The following is a 15,180-nucleotide window of genomic DNA, read 5'->3' as shown; positions in this document are numbered from 1 at the left end:
GGATGCGGAAAACAGGCCCGCCAGTTTTCGGGCCGCGACTTTACGAAATCCGGCCGTAGCGCAGACAATGGAAGAAACTCTGTACGACGAGGAACCGATGCCTCTTTCCGGCGAAGCTATTCGATTGATGAACTATGTTGACGACGTTACCGTTACGTTACGCCGCGTGCTGGCGTTGGCGCAGACCCTGACGCCGGAGGAGCGCAAGCGCGTAAGCGAATATCTGAAAAATGCGCAGACGAGCGTGGAGACGGTGATCTCGTCCTTGCAGAGCAAGTAACTGGCGTCCGAAAAACTTTGTGGTACCGCAGTTATCTTGAGCGGAACATCACGCAGCGAAGCGGAGCCGAAGAGCCAGTCCTGACTGATTCCATTTAGCTTCCGGCCCGTCTAAAAACCGGGAACCACAGGACAGCTGGATGCGTACTTTCGGCTAGCGAATGCAGAATGTCGGCGATATCTTCGGGCAGGTCTTTCGCGCCATCTGGTCGAACAAGCTGCGCTCGTTTCTCACCATGTTCGGCATTGCATGGGGTGTTGGATCGATGCTCCTGCTCATCAGCGTGGGCGAAGGCTTCCGCTCCGGCCAGCGTCGCCAGTTGGCGACGCTAGGCAACGACCTCATTATGATGTGGGGCGGGACCATCCCCGCAGTCGCGAATCAGCATACCGGCATGCGTCCTTACAATCTAACCCTTTCCGATGCCGACGCCATCCGCTCCCAGGCATCCGAAGTTCGCAACGCTACAGCATTCATCAATCGCAATGACCTCAAGCAGCAAAGCGCTTATGAAAGCGCGGGCGGACAGGCCATCGGCGCCGAGCCAAACTACAGCGGCATTCGCTTTCTGCCCATTAGAGAAGGCCGTTTCATTAACGATGCCGACATGCACGACCGCCGCCGCGTCATCATCCTTGGCGATAAGAGCGCGAGGCTGTTGTTTCCAGGCCGTCCGGCAATGGGCGAGACTGTCCTTCTGAACGGCTCCCGCTTTCAGATCGTAGGCATTGCTGACAAGACTGGACGCGGCAACAACGATAATGACAACCAGAAAATCTATATCCCGCTTTCCGTCATGCTCGAGATGTTTCCTCTGAAAGGCGAAAACATCCCCGCAGATTCAGTGACTTCGATCCAGTATCAGCCGCGAATTCGCGGCGACAATGTGGCGGCGACGCACCAGGTGCATGAGATTGTCGCGCGACGGCACGGCTTCGATCCCAATTCGAAAGACGCTTTCAACGAATGGGACACCATCAAGGAAGAGCAGATGGTGGGCAAGATATGGACAGCGATGGATGTCTTCCTCGGCGGCGTGGGCATCGTGACGCTCGGCCTCGGGGCCGTCGGCATCATCAACATCATGCTGGTATCGGTGAGCGAGCGGACGCGCGAAATCGGGCTGCGCAAAGCACTGGGCGCGACTTCCCGCAGCATCCTGACTCAGTTCTTCCTTGAAGGGCTTCTGCTGACCGGGGTCAGCGGACTCATTGGTATTGGCGGCGCGGCCCTCCTGATGTTCGTGCTCCAAAGCACATTGGGAAACAGTATGCCTGGATTCGATCCGCCGAAGTTGGTGCCATGGTCGGCGGCGCTCGCCATCATTTCACTCAGCGTAAGCGGAATCATTGCCGGCTTGTATCCGGCCGGTAAGGCCGCGGCGCTTGAGCCGGTCGAAGCGCTGCGTCGCGAATAAGAATTGCAAGGAGTCAACATGCTGCGTGATCTGTGGGGACAGGCGTATGAGGCGATGATCTACAACCGACGCCGCACGGCGATCACCATTGTCGGCATGGCGTGGGGCATTGCCACCGTGGTCCTGCTGCTTGCTTACGGCGCAGGCTTTGGACGCGCCATCGAGGCCATCTTCGCCCAATGGGGCACGCAGATGATCGGCGTCTTTCCCGGACGCACCAGCGAGCAGGCCGGCGGCACCAAGGCAGGCGTGCAGGTGCGCTTCACCACCGACGACATTGACCGCCTCTGGACTATGGTCCCGAATCTGCAGCACATCTCGCCGATGGTCATGAAAGATGTGCCCGTCGCGAATGATCTGCACACCTACACATGGTCAGTGATAGGCTATCGCCCCGAAATTCAGGACATCCTCAAGTTCGACGTGAACTCAGGCAGGTTTTTCACTGACGTTGATGACCAGCAGCGCAATCATGTCGCCGTCATCGGCTCCGAAGCGAAGACCAAGCTTTTCTCCGGCGAATACGCGGTCGGCCAGCGCATGCGTTTGAACGGCATCAGCTTTACGGTAATCGGCGTGCTCAAGCCCAAGATGCAGGAAGGCGACGACGACATCAACCGTCAGGTCTATGTGCCCTTCCACACCATGGGCGACATCAAAGACCTGAAATATCTGGACGGCATCTGGCTGAATTACACCGGCAACCACATGGTGGTGGAACAGGCCATTCGCAACACACTTGCAGCGGCCCACAATTTCCGGCCCTCAGACCACAACGCAATTTTCGTCGCCAACCTGATGGAGCAGTTGAAGCAGTTCCGCATGCTCACGCTGGCGTTGCAGGTGCTGCTGCTGTTCATCGGCGGGTTGACGCTGGGCATCGCCGGGATCGGCCTCATGAACATCATGCTTGTCGCGGTCCAGCAGCGCACCCGCGAGATTGGCATCGAGAAAGCGCTGGGCGCGCGCAAACGCCACATCCTGATTCAATTCCTGGCCGAAGCGCTGGTCATCACCGGTGTCGGCGGCGCAATCGGCATCGTGCTGGCCTATGCGGTATCGATTGGCGTGGGCCGCATCACGTTCTACAGCGCGCTCGCGACGAATGCCGAAGCTGCGGATATCCGCCTGCTGATCTCGCCGACGATTGTCATCGTCGCCACAGGCATCCTGATCATCGTCGGAATGGTCAGCGGCATGATTCCCGCCATCAAGGCCGCCAATCTGAATCCGATTGAAGCGCTGCGATACGAATAACAACACATCTCAATCTTTAGGTGGATGCCGCTGCCGTCCTTTCCAAGTAGCATGACATTCTCTGCTGAAGTGGCTGAGACCACCTTTCCTGAAAGGAATGATTGAAGATGCCTCATATTCAACTGGCCGATGATTTGCCTGGTATTCGTGGCGCAATGGCCTTCCGCCCGGAAACCGCGAAACCGCTCAACGAACTGGTCGAAGTGCTGATGCGCGGCCCCAACTCGCTGATGCGGGCGGAGCGCGAACTGATCGCCACCTATGTCTCTTACCTGAACGACTGCTACTACTGCCAGATGAGCCACGGCGCAATCGCAGCCGCAAACCTTAGCGGCGATGAAGAGCTGGTCAAGCGTGTCAAGGCGGATTTCCAACACGCCGACATCTCCGATAAGTTGAAAGCCTTGCTGGTAATCGCCAGCAAAGTACAGAAGGGCGGCAAGCACGTCACGGCTGACGATGTGACTGCCGCGCGCAACCTGGGCGCAACTGGCCTCGAAATCCACGATGCCGTCTTAATCTCCGCCGCTTTCTGCATGTACAACCGCTATGTTGATGGCCTCGGAACAGTCCAGCCGCGTGATGAAGCGAGTTATCGCGAGCGCGGCAAGCGCGTGGCCCGCGATGGATATGTGACGGTAAGCCAGGAATATCTCGCCACTCACCCGGTGGCCCGCTAAGGAGAAAAACATGGCGCACATTGCACTTCCTGAAGGACTGCCTGGCATCACCGGCGGCTTTGCGTTCCGTCCAGAGACAGCCAAGCCGATGCGCGAGCTGGCGCATATTCTTCTCTTCGAACCGAACAGCCTCACCTCCGGCGAGCGCGAGCTGATCGCAACCTACGTTTCGTATCTGAACGATTGCTACTTCTGCCAGACGAGTCACGGCGCTGCCGCCGCCGCTCATCTTGGTGATGAAGAAATCGTGAAGCGCGTCAAGGCGGACTTCCAGCACGCTGACATTTCAGACAAACTGAAAACGCTACTCGTAATTGCCGGCAAGGTGCAGAAGGGCGGAAAGCACGTCACGTCCGATGATGTGCAGCAGGCACGCAATCTCGGTGCGACTGATCTGGAAATCCACGACACGGTACTGATTGCTGCCGCATTCTGCATGTATAACCGCTATGTGGACGGCCTGGGAACATGGCAGCAGCAAGATGAATCCATGTATGCGGTTATGGGAAAGCATCTGGCTGCGGAAGGCTATCGCAGGCCCTCAATGTCTACCGCCGAAGTCGCATGAAATTGAAGAAGGCGGCCTAGGCCGGCCTTAGATTGCTGTCAGATCGCGCTATCGTATCAGGTCACGGCTTTAGAGAATGCAGAAAAGCCAATGTTTCGTATCAGGGCACGACTTCAAGAGCCTGCCCTGAGCAAAGCCGAAGGGTGCCGCATTGGCTGAAAATACATCGGGCTTTGCCCCTGAGGGATGGCTGTGATGATGTGATCTGTTTCTTTCATCGATCTGAGGCGGCCTAGGCCGCCTTCTTCGGCGAGAGCAGAAATGCGGCGATCAGTAATGCAACGCCAATCAAGGCAGGTATAAAGCCAACCAGGCCAACAGCCCTGTTGTCATTGACGATTGCGGTCAGGAAAACTATAAGCCCAATACCAATGCCTATGTTGATGAGTCCGCCGAGCAAATAACCTTCGCGTTTTTTGGCCTCGCTCTTCGCTTCTCTTGCTCGCTCTTTCTCCTGTAAATAGGCCAGAGTAGCAACGGCGCTTTGCGTGTCCGACTCGGCAAGCTTCTTTAACATGTCATTTTTGTAGTAGCTCTCACGCTCTTGCTGGCGCGCGCCCGACCACGCAGCTACCGCAAGAAATCCGAAAAGAGCAACTGCCCCAACGCTGAGAAAAAAGAAAATGATCCCTGGACCTTCAAACATCATCACGAACCTCCTTGACGCCCAGTAAGACCTGACCCCTGACTAAGCGGTTGCATTTTTATTTCTCCCGATAAAAATGCAACCATCATGGATGCGGGCTGGTCATATCCTGCGAGGAAACAGCAAGGCGTGAGCGCGACTGAAGACTTGGCCGATGTGGAGCGAGTTCTTGGCGGAGACATCTCCGCTTTTGAAGGCATCGTGCACCGCTGGCAGGGGCCGCTCGTAAATATGGCTTACCGCTTCTGCAATGACCGTGGGCGCGCCGAGGAAATGGCACAGGAAGCATTCCTGCGCGTCTATCGTTCGCTCGCCGGCTGGCGGCGCGACGCGGCATTTTCAACCTGGCTCTTTGCTGTTGCTGCCAATCTCTATCGGTCGGAGTTGAAGCACATTCCCGCCGGCAACGTCGCCCTCGACGATGTGGCTGAGTTGATGGACAAGCACTCCCACGCCCGCGAATTCGAGGAGCACCAGCGCGACCGGATGGTCCGCAAAGCCGTCATGGCGCTCCCGCCTAAGTATCGCGACGCTATGGTTTTGTACTATTTTCATGAAATGAACGTGCCCGCCGCATCGAATAGCCTGGGGGTTCCGGAGGGCACGGTAAAAGCCAGGCTGTTTCGCGGACGTGAAATTTTGCGCAACAAGCTTTCACAGCTGTTGGAAGGCCCGAGACCAAAGGAGGCATGATGGAAGACGAATTGGATCGTATGCTTTCGCGGCAAGACGAAATCGTGCCGTCCTCTGGATTCGTGTCGTCGGTTATGGATGCGGTGCGCCGCGAAGCCGCCGTTCCTGATCCCGGCCCCTTCCCGCCACTTGCATTCCCCTGGGTGCGCGCCCTGCCTATGTTTCTTGCGTTGGCTGCCGTGATCGCGATGCTCATTTCGGGGTTTGTGGAGCTGATCCATATGCCTGCTTCCGCCGTGCAGAGGCCATTGCTGGCTCCAGCAGTAGAGCACGCCTTGGCGCAAGTGAATGCCGGCTGGCTCGCAGTCGCTCTGCTGCTCGCATTTCTATCGACGTTCTTCTCGGTTCGTTTTGCTGTGGGTCAGCGCTAATTGCGCGCAAGTAACATGCACTACTGAGACCCGTAACCCTGCCCAGCGTCAGTGGTCGGCTGATCAATGCGGTTCTTTTCTGGACGTTCACAGTGAAAGCGGGTACATTGCGGTAAGACCCCCAGCTTTATGCGCGTATTTTCATACGGCATTCCAATGAAGGGAATTAATCAAGCACTGTGGACCTGACATTTATCGACTGGCTCATCATGCTGCTGTATTTCGCTTTTGTGCTGGGCATCGGCTTTGCCCTCAAGCGATTTATGCGGACGAGCAAGGATTTTTTCCAGGCGGGCCGCTCTCTGCCCGCATGGATCTGCGGACTCGCCTTCATCTCGGCCAATCTTGGCGCCCAGGAAGTCATCGGCATGGGCGCCTCCGGCGCGAAGTACGGCATAGCTACCAGCCACTTCTATTGGATTGGCGCGATTCCCGCTATGATTTTTGTCGGCGTCTTCATGATGCCGTTCTATTACGGCTCGAAAGCGCGCTCAGTTCCGGAGTTCCTGCGTCTGCGCTTTGACGAGAAAACGCGCGGCTACAACGCCTGCTCCTTCGCCGTGATGACCGTCTTTTCTTCCGGCATCTCGATGTACGCCATGGCGCGGCTCATTCAGACTCTGCACGTCTTCGATTCGCTGTTCCTGAAGTTCCATTTACCCTTGGGTTGGATTTTCCACTTCGCCATCATTATTTCGGCGCTCATTGTGCTGGGATACATCTTTCTTGGCGGTCTTACCAGCGCCATCTATAATGAGGTCCTGCAATTCTTCCTGATCGTAGCCGGCTTTCTGCCGCTGGTCTGGGTCGGCCTGAAAAATGTCGGCGGCTGGAGCGGACTCAAAGCCGCGTTGCCCGAGGCTTATAGCCATTCCTGGCACGGTATGACGAACGCGCATAACAATCCCTTAGGCGTGGAATGGTTTGGGCTTTCGATGGGATTGGGCTTTGTACTCTCGTTCGGCTACTGGTGTACGGATTTCCTCGTAATTCAAACCGCCATGGCTTCGGATTCGGAAGAGTCGGCGCGCCGCGTTCCTTTGATTGCCGCCATCCCGAAGATGTTCTTCCCCTTTCTGGTCATTCTGCCCGGACTGATTGCCATTGCAACGCCGGCAATTACGCAGCACGCCATGGCGCAGTCTCCCGCGGTAACTTCCACCGCCGCGCAGACAGCCGTGACAGACACCTCCGCGCCAGCGAACTACAGCAAAGGACTCATTCCAGCGAAAGTAAATCCGGTCACCGGTAAAGTCATGACGGACGAGCATGGCAAGCCGCTGCTTGATTACGATCTTGCGATCCCCAACATGTTGCTGCACTATTTCCCGACCGGCATTCTTGGCCTCGGGCTGACCGCTTTGCTGGCGAGTTTCATGTCCGGAATGGCCGGCAATGTGACGGCGTTCAACACCGTTTGGACTTATGACCTGTACCAGTCATACATTCACAAGAACGCACCTGATTCGCATTACCTGAAAATGGGCCGCTGGGCTACGGTCGGCGGCATCTTGCTTTCAATGGCGACAGCCTATGCCGCCACATCCTTCAACAACATTATGGACACGCTGCAGCTCGTGTTTTCGTTCGTGAATGCGCCATTGTTCGCAACGTTTCTGCTTGGGATGTTTTGGAAGCGGTCCACCGGACACGCGGCCTTTACCGGTCTGGTGAGTGGTACCGTTGCAGCCGTCATACATCACGGGCTGACGCTGCCCGCAGATGCGCATCCCGGCATTCATGGTGGATGGATTGCAGTTATGCACACCTATCCAAGTGAAATGGCGCAGAACTTCTGGACGGCAATCTGGGCGTTTTCCGTAAACTTCGTTCTGACGGTAGTCATCAGCCTGATGACCAAGCCGCGGCCGGAAAAGGAACTGGTCGGCTTGGTATATTCACTCACGCCCAAACCTGTCGAACATCACATGGCTTGGTACGCGCGACCTAAAGTAATTGCTGTTGGCCTGATTGCGCTGCTCATCGCGCTGAACCTGGTTTTCCGCTAACCCAAGGAGCAACACGAATGAATCTCGATCTACGAATCCCCATGGGCCTGATGTTCATGATCGTTGGATTAATCATGGGTCTCTTCGGATTTTTTACGCGAGGCAGCGCCATCTACGAGCGCTCCTCCGGATTGAACATCAATCTCATCTGGGGACTGGTCATGCTCGCCTTCGGGCTTATGATGTTTCTGCTCGGACGCGCCAGCGACAAGCGCGCCGCAGCCGAACCCATTGAGGGCACGAACCGTCCACTTGGCGGACACGGCCACGGTATGGGGCATTGATTCAGTGCCTTCATTGCCGCGTCTGTGCGCATCGCAACTCCCGCTAAACTGTCTTTAGATGAAGCATCGCACAATCAAGCACTATGAACTGGTCCGCCGTTTGGGAGCAGGCGGCAGCGGCGTAGTCTACCTGGCCAATGACACGCTGTTGATGCGGCCTGTTGTCCTCAAAATCCTCAAGCGCGGCGCGTTGACATTGGAACAGATGCGCACCACTGTTTTGCGCGAAGCGCGCATGGCGTCCGCGATCGAGCATCCAAATGTCTGCGCGATCTACGAAGTGGGCGAGGAGGGCGAAGAAGCCTACATCGTAATGCAGTATGTGCCCGGCCAGTCTCTGGATAAGATCATTGCCAAAGGGCCGGCGAGTATGCAACTCGCCCTTTCCGTCGGCATCCAGATTGCCGATGGTTTGAGCGCAGCCCATTCGCTCGGTATCTTCCATCGTGACTTGAAGCCTGCGAATGCTATCCTCACCGATGGCGGCCTGGTGAAGATTCTGGACTTCGGTCTTGCGCGCCGTATCAATCCTGAAGAAGCGGAATTCGATCCAGCGAAATCATCTCATCGCAAACCAGGACCGGTTGCTGCAACCTATACTGCGCGAGGCGGAACCATCGCTTACATGGCGCCCGAGCAGTTTGTCACCGGACAAAGTAGTGTACAGAGTGACATCTGGGCGCTCGGCGTGATCCTGTACGAGCTGGTTAGCGGGCGCCATCCTTTTGCCCGGCCTGACATTGATGAATTCCAGAGCATCCGTGCCATTCAATTCATTGACCCGCAGCCGCTAGACCAGTGCTGCCCCGACGTACCTACCGAACTCAGCTCGGTCATCCTGTGCTGCCTTCAAAAAAATCCCGCTGAACGGTATGCGAGCGCAGCCGAAGTTCGCGAAGCGCTGAAGACCATCATGAAGGCGCTGCAGATTGAGACCGGCATCATCCCCGGTGAAGCCGCGGCTCAACTGCCGGTGTCCGCTCCTGAAGACGAAAAGCGGACCACAGGGCTGCTTTCCATGCTGGCCGAACGTTTTCGCGAATCTGCGGATACTCAGACAAAGCAAAACACAATCGTTGTTCTGCCATTCAAGAATTTTGGTCCTTCTGAAGTAACACCGCTCTATGGATTTGCCCTTGCCGATGCGATTGCCGCCAGAATTTCACGCATGTCGTCGCTCGTTGTCCGGCCTTCAAGCGCCTTGATGCACCTTCCGCTGACACAGCTTGATCCGCTTGAAATAGGACGAAAACTGCTGGTGCGATGGGTGCTGACGGGTAATTTCATACGCTCAGAAAAAGGCTTTGATTTGAATTGGCAGTTGCTCGACATATCAGGGCAGAGCGTCAGCGGTGGAGGAGCCATTAGCGTACCCTCGTTCGATCTTGTAGCCGTGCAGACGGAAATCTGCAATGAGGTCTTCGCTTCACTGCAGGGAATTGGCCAGCTTAATCAGACCAATGATCGCGGCGCGCCGCGCACAACTCTTACCGAAGAAATTTCCGAAGAATATCTGCAAGCGCGCGCCATGCTGTCGTCGTTTATGCAGCGTACCGGCAGCAAAGCCGATCTTGATCGCGCGCGCGAGTTGTTTGATCGAGTCGTTGAGGACAACGCTTCATTTCCTCCAGCATGGAGCGGTCTCGGCATCACACATTTGCAATATGTCAGGCACGGCTTTGGTGGCCACATGCACGTTATGGCCGCGCGCCGCGCCTTCGATCAGGCGCTCGACCTCGATCCCGGTTCAGTCGAGGCAAACCTCTACCGCGTCTACATGCTCCTTTCGCGCGGCGAAAAAGAGAGCGCGCGGCACGGCATCGAGCATCTGCTGCGGACCTCATCGAATGACTGGAACGTGCATCTGGTGGCCGGCATGACCCTGCGGCTCGATGGTGTCTATGAAGAAGCGCTGGAGCAGTTCAATCAGGCGCTCAAACTGAACCCCTCGAACGCGCCAATGATCTACAACCATCGCGCGCGTGTTTATCAATACCAGAACCAACTCGAACTCGCCGACGAAGAACTTGAAAAAGGGGTGACGCTGGAGCCGAAGCATCCCTTGCTGCGAACTTCGGTAGCTTATCAGCTTATGCGCCAGGGAGACTTGCGCCAGGCCATCAAAATGCTTGAGTCGGTCATCCGCGATGACGACAGCATGCGCATCGCATATCCAACTCTGGCCATGTGCTATGTGCAGGTGGGTGAGCGCAAGCGCGCCGCGTCGCTTATTACCGAAGGCTCTCTCTCCGCCGCAGAAGCGGAAGGCGAGATGGCATATCGCCTCGCCACCTATTTCGCTGTTGAAGGAGATGAGAGCGAAGCGCTTCACTGGCTCCGCCGCGCGATTTATCTCGGGAACGAAAACTATCCCTGGTTTGCCAAAAATCCGGCGTGGGGCCGTCTGCATGGACACGCAGATTTCACACGTATCCTTGAAGACTTGAAAAAGAGCTTTCGCCGCAACCAGAAAACGTGGAAGCGGCTTCTGCAGCAGGTGCCGAAGGCCCCACAGGAATAGCCACCACTCGTTTATTTTCCGAAACTCTTCGCCAACCGGGTCGGCGCAGCATTGCGCCACGCCGCTTCCAGCGCTGGCTGCAGAGCCTTCTTTGTGGCCTTTTTCAAATGCACATGCGTTGCGCCATTCTTTCCCCAGTAGCCGGGAACAGGCGTAAAGATCTCCGGCCACTCCTGAATGTATTTGCCCTGATCGAGCAGTGGAAGTTTGACCATGCCAAACGTTTTGTCTGGATAAGCGAGAGTGGCGAAGATCTTCCCCGCCACACGAAAATCGGGGTGATTCATGTGCTCAGCTTCCACGGTTTCAGGGAAGCTGAGCGCGAGGCGGCGAAAATCTTTGGCAGTCATCTCTGGTCTCTGTTATTTGTGCATAGCCGCCTGCATGTCCTCCATGGACACGTCCTTGACATGCGTTCCCAGCCACCACTGGAAGCCGAACGGGTCCTCGACTCCGGCCGTGCGGTCGCCGTAGAACTGGTCAGCGGGCTCGCGCAGGCTCTTTGCACCGGCATTCAGCGCCTGTTTATAGGTCGCATCGCAGTCTTCGACATAGAGCATGATGCTGACAGCTGAACCGCCAAAGTGTTTCGGGCTGTAGATATCCTTCTCGGGAAACTCGTCGGCCAGCATAATGACGGAATCGCCTATCTGAATCTCCGCGTGGCCGATTCGCCCGTCTCCCTGCGGCATGCGCATACGCTCGGTTGCGTCAAATGCTTTCTTATAGAAGTCGATCGCTTCCGCTGCTCCACGGATATGCAGATAGGGCTGAATGCTGTGATAGCCATCAGGAACCGCTTTTACTTGTGACATAAATCCTCCATCGCCGATCATTGTCGTCGATTCCTTATAGCCCGGTATTGTAAAAATTTGACCTGCGCTACGCGATGGGCACATGGTTCAGGTGTGGCGTAGCTGCTGCAAGGTAGGCAGACGGCGTCATTCCAGAGAACGATTGAAAATCATGAATGAAGTGAGCCTGATCGTAATACCCACAGTCCAGCGCGACCTCGCTCCAGTCAACCTGTTTAGCTCCATGAACAGTAACGAGCGCCTGCTGAAAGCGCTGCACGCGGCAGAAAGCTTTCGGCGTAAGCCCCACCTGTTGGCGAAAGAGCTGAATGAATCGGCGGGGGCTAAGACCAATCCTTTCTGTCATTCGCGCAATCGTAGTTGCATGCGGCACACTGCGAAGATGCCTAAGCGCATAGCCCACCGCCGGATGCCATGTAAGTGGCCGCGCCAGTTGTGCAAGCAGGTCCTGCTCAAGGACCTGGAACATGGCCTTCGGGCATGATGCTGCCAATAATCGTTCACTCAGTTCGCCGGTACGAGACCGCCAGAGATCATCGAGAGCAATTGAGGCATTTTCCATACAGTCAGCAGGTTCGCGGAAGAAGGGAAATGAGCCTCCAGGTTGAAACTGGATGCCGATGACCCTCTCCTGCTCTGCGGCGCTAATGACGAAAAAATTCGTGCGCGCTCCGGAAAGAACAGCGTGTCCATAAGTGTCGAATTGGCGAACATCGTCAGGATGGTAAATGCGTATCGGCGTGTTCAGCAGATTGAAAACAATTGTTGCTTCGCCATTGGGCATGAGCCGTTCGTGCGTATGCGAGCCTTCTGGAACGCCTTCCCAATACCAGAAACACTGTATGAAGTTGCCCAGCGGAGCAGGCGGCTTGTATCGAAACGATGTCATACAGGCTCCTGCCCAAGAGTCTACGCTTTCATCTTAGGCAATGAAAAAGGAGCGCCGCAGCGCTCCTTTTTTCGCTATCAATAAGGCTCAATTTCTCGTTGGCATCAGATCCATCGGCTCAGTAAGGCTGAAGGTAACGATGGAACCCTTTGGCACTTCTGCAATTTCCGGATGCTGCATCAGCAAATGTGCCGTAATGACTCCTGCACCGACCAGAGAGCCGATCACCGCGCCGTGTACGCCGGCAATCTTCGCGCCGACAACCGCGCCGGTGCCAGCTCCAATACCATATTCAATGGCATTTTTTTTCAGCTGCGACGAGGGCTGAATGCCGCCTTCATCGTCTGTCCGCGTATTAGGGGCCTTCGATTCCACGACCTGCCCATACAGGTGATAGGCCGTGCCATCGGGAAGAATAACCACGTCAGGCCGCAACCGTAGTGTAGCGGCGGGCCCAAAATGATGACCTTGGCTCACGCTCACAACCCGGCCGCGCAACTCCGAGCCAGCAGGAATAATGACGCGCCCATCTTTGTAGACGTCCGACGCAACCTGGGCCTTGAATGCGATGCCGGCATTCGTGTCTTTCGTCGAGAGCGTATCCATAAGCCGTGCTCGGATGTTAGTCCCCTCGGCCAGTTCGTTGCTAGGCGAAGGCACATAGCCAACAATGTCCTCGTCTGGATTGTAGGGACGTTTTTCCAGGGTCGCGCTTGTCGCGGGCGCAGCAGTGCTTGCCGAAGCAGTCGGTACCGACGACACAATGTCATCGTCAGGATTCGTAACTGAGGCAGAAGCGCTTGCTGTCGTTGCAACCGCAGCGGGTTTCGCCGAAACCGCTGGAGAAGGCTTGGCGGCCGGAGGGTTTGCCGTCTGGTCCTGGCTGGTGACAATCGTACTATCCGGCGGCGGATTGGAAACACCCTGGTAGGGGTTCTGGCTTGATTGCTGCGCGAATATCGCGGGAGCCAGCAGCAGCGTGCCGGCAAATGCCATCAATGCGAGAGAATTTCCCGTCTTCTTCATACATGACTCCATGCGCTGTCCGCTATGCAATTAGACCCGGGAAATGCGAAACAGTCGCGTCTTCAACAAGATTAGACGAATCAAATTGGCGTGCCCATATCGTGTTGAGCGCAGCGAACCAGAACAGACAACAGACAGCAGCGGTGATTCGGTCAGCTATGGTCCGGTTCTTAGCTGCTTTCCCGCCTGCAGAAACACCCGCGTCTTTGTTATCCTTTTCAAGAACATTCGTCGAAGATTTTCCTCAGGAAAGGTTATTTCATTGCATGTCGGGCTTTGTAGATACCATAGGCGGCTATGCCGGTGAGCCGATCCGTGTGGACCGACGCCCCAAACTTAAAGACCGGTTAAGACACCAGATTTCGAGGGACGAAATGACAGAGATTGCAGCAATTCATGCGCGCGAAATTCTTGATTCGCGCGGAAACCCTACAGTCGAAGCCGATGTGGTGCTTGCCGATGGCTCAGTGGGCCGGGCCGCGGTGCCGAGCGGTGCTTCGACCGGAGAGCACGAAGCCGTTGAGCTGCGCGACGGCGACAAGGGCCACTATCTGGGCAAGGGAGTGTTGCAGGCGGTTGAGAATGTGGAGAGCATTCTCGCTCCTGAACTGACAGGCATGGACGCGACCAACCAGCGCCTGCTCGATGCAACCATGATTTCGCTTGATGGCACGCCCAACAAGGGCCGACTGGGTGCGAATGCAATCCTCGCAGTGTCGATGGCTGCGGCGCGCGCTTCGGCAAGTGCGCTCAAAGTGCCGTTATACCGCTATCTTGGCGGCGTAAATGCTTCCATCCTTCCCACGCCGATGATGAACATCCTGAACGGCGGTGCCCATGCCGACAACAATGTGGATTTTCAGGAATTCATGGTGATGCCTGTTGGCGCCGAGCGCTTCGCGGACGCGCTGCGCTGTGGCGCAGAGATTTTTCACACTCTGAAGGGCGTCCTCAAGAAAAAGGGCTACAACACGGCTGTCGGTGACGAGGGCGGCTTTGCGCCTTCACTCAAGTCAAACACTGAAGCGATTGAAGTCATTCTTGAAGCCATCGAACTTGCTGGATACAAAGCCGGTGAAGACGTCGCCATCGCACTCGATCCTGCATCGAGCGAGTTCTATGACAAAGAATCAGGCAAGTACGTCTTCAAGAAATCCGACAAGAGCCAGAAGAGCAGCGAAGAAATGGCGCGCTTCTGGGAGAGCTGGACTCGCCAATATCCCATCGTCTCCATTGAAGACGGGCTGGCTGAAGACGATTGGCAGGGCTGGAAGTACCTCACGGACCTGGTCGGCGACCATGTGCAGCTTGTTGGCGACGACCTGTTTGTAACCAACACGGAACGCCTGCAGCGCGGAATCGAAGAAGGCATAGCAAATTCGATTCTGATCAAGGTCAACCAGATCGGTACTATCAGCGAAACGCTGGAAGCCATCGCCCTTGGCCGTCGCTATGGCTATACGTCAATCATTTCTCACCGCAGCGGCGAGACGGAAGACACCTTCATTGCCGACCTGGCTGTCGGAACTGGCGTCGGTCAGATTAAAACCGGTTCGGCTTCGCGCACCGACCGCATTGCAAAGTACAACCAGCTTCTTCGCATCGAAGAGGAATTAGGCCAGGCGGCTGAATTCCTGGGCCTCGAAGCGGTAAACTTTGGCGAGTAAGTAAATCGGTGGCGCGCGGACAGAAATGATCCGCGCGTTTTGCTTTTTCATCCATCT

At 56.1% G+C, this 15,180-nt stretch carries 16 protein-coding genes; 11 read left to right on the top strand and 5 right to left on the bottom strand.

Features of this window, described 5'->3' with window-relative positions; translation table 11 throughout:
- Nucleotides 1-67 precede the first annotated feature (67 nt).
- The 5 genes from VEV40_RS11920 (at nucleotide 68) to VEV40_RS11900 (ending at nucleotide 4,202) form a co-directional block, all read left to right on the top strand.
- Nucleotides 68-280, top strand: coding sequence for a hypothetical protein (locus tag VEV40_RS11920; RefSeq protein WP_324832579.1), 213 nt, complete (start codon nucleotides 68-70; stop codon nucleotides 278-280).
- 160 nt (nucleotides 281-440) lie between these two features.
- Nucleotides 441-1,697 carry an ABC transporter permease gene (locus VEV40_RS11915; RefSeq protein ID WP_324832578.1) on the top strand — a complete coding sequence of 419 codons (1,257 nt, stop codon included), beginning with the start codon at nucleotides 441-443 and terminating at the stop codon, nucleotides 1,695-1,697.
- An 18-nt stretch (nucleotides 1,698-1,715) separates the two neighbouring features.
- A complete protein-coding gene (locus VEV40_RS11910; protein WP_324832577.1) occupies nucleotides 1,716-2,954 on the top strand; it encodes an ABC transporter permease in 1,239 nt (412 codons plus the stop codon).
- Between the two features lie 107 nt (nucleotides 2,955-3,061).
- Nucleotides 3,062-3,634, top strand: coding sequence for a peroxidase-related enzyme (locus VEV40_RS11905; RefSeq protein ID WP_324832575.1), 573 nt, complete (start codon nucleotides 3,062-3,064; stop codon nucleotides 3,632-3,634).
- A gap of 10 nt (nucleotides 3,635-3,644) precedes the next feature.
- Nucleotides 3,645-4,202 (top strand): peroxidase-related enzyme, encoded by a 558-nt coding sequence (locus tag VEV40_RS11900; RefSeq protein WP_324832573.1) that lies wholly within the window; start codon nucleotides 3,645-3,647, stop codon nucleotides 4,200-4,202.
- A gap of 232 nt (nucleotides 4,203-4,434) precedes the next feature.
- Here VEV40_RS11900 and VEV40_RS11895 read toward each other — a convergent pair whose 3' ends face one another.
- Complete coding sequence (locus tag VEV40_RS11895) at nucleotides 4,435-4,851, bottom strand: hypothetical protein (protein ID WP_324832571.1); 417 nt, start codon at nucleotides 4,849-4,851, stop codon at nucleotides 4,435-4,437.
- A gap of 126 nt (nucleotides 4,852-4,977) precedes the next feature.
- Between VEV40_RS11895 and VEV40_RS11890 the strand changes: the two genes are divergently transcribed.
- The 5 genes from VEV40_RS11890 to VEV40_RS11870 all read left to right on the top strand — a co-directional run bounded on the left by VEV40_RS11890 (nucleotide 4,978) and on the right by VEV40_RS11870 (nucleotide 10,726).
- The gene (locus tag VEV40_RS11890; RefSeq protein WP_324832569.1) at nucleotides 4,978-5,541 is read left to right on the top strand and encodes an RNA polymerase sigma factor; all 564 of its coding nucleotides are present in this window, start codon (nucleotides 4,978-4,980) and stop codon (nucleotides 5,539-5,541) included.
- Nucleotides 5,538-5,912, top strand: a complete 375-nt coding sequence (locus VEV40_RS11885) for a hypothetical protein (protein WP_324832568.1) — start codon at nucleotides 5,538-5,540, stop codon at nucleotides 5,910-5,912. The genes VEV40_RS11890 and VEV40_RS11885 overlap by 4 nt, the downstream gene beginning before the upstream one ends.
- A 179-nt stretch (nucleotides 5,913-6,091) precedes the next feature.
- The gene (locus VEV40_RS11880) at nucleotides 6,092-7,921 is read left to right on the top strand and encodes a sodium:solute symporter family protein (protein ID WP_324832567.1); all 1,830 of its coding nucleotides are present in this window, start codon (nucleotides 6,092-6,094) and stop codon (nucleotides 7,919-7,921) included.
- A gap of 17 nt (nucleotides 7,922-7,938) precedes the next feature.
- A complete protein-coding gene (locus VEV40_RS11875) occupies nucleotides 7,939-8,205 on the top strand; it encodes a hypothetical protein (protein WP_324832566.1) in 267 nt (88 codons plus the stop codon).
- 58 nt (nucleotides 8,206-8,263) lie between these two features.
- The gene (locus VEV40_RS11870) at nucleotides 8,264-10,726 is read left to right on the top strand and encodes a protein kinase domain-containing protein (protein WP_324832565.1); all 2,463 of its coding nucleotides are present in this window, start codon (nucleotides 8,264-8,266) and stop codon (nucleotides 10,724-10,726) included.
- 11 nt (nucleotides 10,727-10,737) lie between these two features.
- On the opposite strand, the gene VEV40_RS11865 is transcribed toward VEV40_RS11870, so the two are convergent.
- The 4 genes from VEV40_RS11865 to VEV40_RS11850 form a co-directional block, all read right to left on the bottom strand.
- Nucleotides 10,738-11,076: an MmcQ/YjbR family DNA-binding protein gene (locus tag VEV40_RS11865; protein WP_324832563.1), complete on the bottom strand. Its 339-nt coding sequence runs from the start codon at nucleotides 11,074-11,076 to the stop codon at nucleotides 10,738-10,740.
- A 12-nt stretch (nucleotides 11,077-11,088) separates the two neighbouring features.
- Entirely contained in the window at nucleotides 11,089-11,541 is a 453-nt protein-coding gene (locus VEV40_RS11860) for a VOC family protein (RefSeq protein ID WP_324832562.1), read from the bottom strand.
- Nucleotides 11,542-11,608: 67 nt separating this feature from the next.
- Complete coding sequence (locus VEV40_RS11855; RefSeq protein ID WP_324832561.1) at nucleotides 11,609-12,430, bottom strand: helix-turn-helix transcriptional regulator; 822 nt, start codon at nucleotides 12,428-12,430, stop codon at nucleotides 11,609-11,611.
- A gap of 87 nt (nucleotides 12,431-12,517) precedes the next feature.
- Nucleotides 12,518-13,456, bottom strand: coding sequence for a hypothetical protein (locus VEV40_RS11850; protein ID WP_324832560.1), 939 nt, complete (start codon nucleotides 13,454-13,456; stop codon nucleotides 12,518-12,520).
- 374 nt (nucleotides 13,457-13,830) lie between these two features.
- Between VEV40_RS11850 and eno the strand changes: the two genes are divergently transcribed.
- On the top strand, nucleotides 13,831-15,123 hold the full coding sequence (gene eno, locus VEV40_RS11845; protein ID WP_324832612.1) for a phosphopyruvate hydratase: 1,293 nt from the start codon (nucleotides 13,831-13,833) through the stop codon (nucleotides 15,121-15,123).
- Nucleotides 15,124-15,180 lie beyond the last annotated feature (57 nt).

It is taken from the genome of Alloacidobacterium sp. (assembly GCF_035631355.1).
Lineage (GTDB): Bacteria > Acidobacteriota > Terriglobia > Terriglobales > Acidobacteriaceae > Alloacidobacterium.
The sequence above is the reverse complement of the archived record's forward strand: the minus strand, read 5'-3'. Positions and strand labels throughout refer to the sequence as shown.